This window comes from Aeromonas finlandensis, from assembly GCF_000764645.1.
In the GTDB taxonomy this organism is placed as follows: domain Bacteria; phylum Pseudomonadota; class Gammaproteobacteria; order Enterobacterales; family Aeromonadaceae; genus Aeromonas; species Aeromonas finlandensis.
The window spans coordinates 1-2,371 of the sequence record NZ_JRGK01000192.1 but is presented as its reverse complement, the minus strand read 5'-3'; the positions used below and the strand labels follow the sequence as shown (position 1 = coordinate 2,371).

Annotated in this window: 2 protein-coding genes; both read right to left on the bottom strand. The window is 45.4% G+C overall.

The features are described from left to right. Nucleotides 1–64: 64 nt before the first annotated feature. Nucleotides 65–697, bottom strand: a complete 633-nt coding sequence (locus LD28_RS22400) for a response regulator transcription factor (RefSeq protein WP_081959546.1) — start codon at nucleotides 695–697, stop codon at nucleotides 65–67. 1,280 nt (nucleotides 698–1,977) lie between these two features. After that, nucleotides 1,978–2,136, bottom strand: coding sequence for a hypothetical protein (locus tag LD28_RS23045; RefSeq protein WP_156120213.1), 159 nt, complete (start codon nucleotides 2,134–2,136; stop codon nucleotides 1,978–1,980). Nucleotides 2,137–2,371: the final 235 nt, after the last annotated feature.

The window sequence follows — 2,371 nt, the reverse complement described above, 5'->3', positions numbered from 1 at the left end:
CCCTAATACAAGCGGCGTTGCCGATAATGGAAAGGAAATATAGAGTAGCAAGCTGACAATAACTTTATACACCCTCACGACGAGCTACCTCTATTAGTTCCACCAATGAACTCACACCAAGTTTTTCATATATCCTAGTTTTATAGGTACTGATAGTTTTCGGACTCAACGCCAGTTCATCTGCAATACGGCTATTATTATCACCTCTTACCAGACGTAAAAAAACGGTAAATTCTCGCACAGATAAACAGGATAGCAATGAGTACTCATCACCTTTGCTGTAATGCTGAGTACTTAATGTGAGGACTTTGTCAGAAAAATAACTATAGCCAGAGTTGACCAGCTTGATAACAATGGGAAGTTGTTCCAATGATTCTGATTTATGCAGATATCCATGCGCGCCAGCAGCTCGGACCCTAGCGGCCAGATGCTCATTATTAGTGGCAGATAATATGATTACTCTAACCGGCAGGTTATAGCGCCCCAACCGCTCCAGTAGAGTCAAACCATCCACAACTGGCAGGTCGAGATCAAGGAGCACAATATCTGGAATCAAGTCACGGATTAATCTCAAGGCGTCATCACCGCAACCACTCTCAGCTACCACATTAATACCTGATTTTACCAAGGTCATTTTGAGTGCCATTCTAATAGCGGGGTGATCATCAACAACTACGCATCGCAATTCTTTATTCATACCTACCTCAAGCAATCTTAACTAATTTATTGCAGTTCGCATTATAATTTATGCTCAACATTAATATATCATATATTAAGTTGAACAATAGTAACATATAATCATCGCAACAATATGTTACTGATTTGAAAGTTAGAGCTGATATGGGCTACAAAAAACAATCAATACCAACTATCATCGGGCAGGGTGGTTTATGGAATCATTATGTGCCCCCCCCAAAAAAAACGAATTACAGCTCACTCTAATGCTAACCTTGCTTGCATTTTTATCGTCACGACAATCAGATTTATACAACCAAAACGCTACTAGCGGAGGCCACAAAAAGGTCTAGCATTTGAACAACTCTTTATTCCACTCCTCTCATTATAAGTATCGACGACATCGTCGTAATATCGCCTATCTGCCGACGATTGCATTCTGGCTGGTCATGAAGAAGCAACAGGTGAACATCATAAAATACAATCCTAGATTTGCCATGCTGCAGATGCCAGGAGAGCGCTGTGTCTATTTGTGGATAGCCCTGATCGACAACTGTCTGGCGTTATGAAAGTGGCAATGGTGTTTTACAATACAGGGGCGACCTACAGTAAACCCGCCCTAAGGATGGCACATAATGCAATTACGAGGAGCAACAGACTTGGCACCAACTATCCCAGCAACAATCGAAGTATGAGACTGCCGAGTATGAGGCACCATTAAATAGCGCTGTACAGTCACGAGACTATCTCTAGTTATATCGATAGCCCCCCGATAACCACCGTTGCTAATCAGCACACGGGACAGTGCGCTAACGGCTCAGCTGAGGGCAGAGCAGTCCCCTGCAGGCTCGCCGACATGGAGCCATTCTGACGCGGAAAAAGGGGGGGAATCATTCCCCCCAAACAAGAGCAGATTAAAGGCTTGCCATGCCTGCTGTTATTCATTGCAGCAAGCAAGCAAAAGATAACCCGAGAGCGATGTGGAGATATGCAGGCCATCCCCCCGGCACAGGGTAGTCCATTTCCTACAAATGAATGTAACCAAGGCTGGCCCATCGCCACTGAGGAGAGAGGTTGCCTAGGTAAAGCAGGAAGAAGTAGCCATTGGCCCAGACAAGCTCAAGGGGAAAAAAGAACCCGGCCGGAGCCGGGTTAAAGATTTGGGCTTGGGCACTAAGAGATATTCCCTCACCTCCCATCATGGCATGATGCCAATCAGCCCTTTTGGATGGTGTCGGCATAGCCCCCTAAGTCGTGTAGGAAACTGCTACATCAATGAGGTGGTACCATCAACGCCCTTGTTCAGGGCTGGGCTGTACGCAGTTGCGTACAGCCTGCGATATAATCATCCTGCTTGCTGGACATTATCTCGATAGTTTCATCGATCACCACCACCTGATTAGCAAAGCTGTCGACGGCATGCAAGGTATCAAGCTTGTAACCAAACATATTCCCCTGCATAGGGATTCTGAACTCCTGTTTTACCGCGCTTTGATTGCCTTGAGGGGAGATAACATTCTTTAGTCAACGGGTTGATCACCACAAATCCCTGATTGAATCAGTTACTACCTGATGAATTACTACAACTGGCGGCGTCCGCATCAACACAATAGCGGGATACCACCAGCAAAAGCCGAGGATCGGCCTAATCTATCCAGATTTAGTTGCCCACTACGTTGTGATAAAAGGACATCAC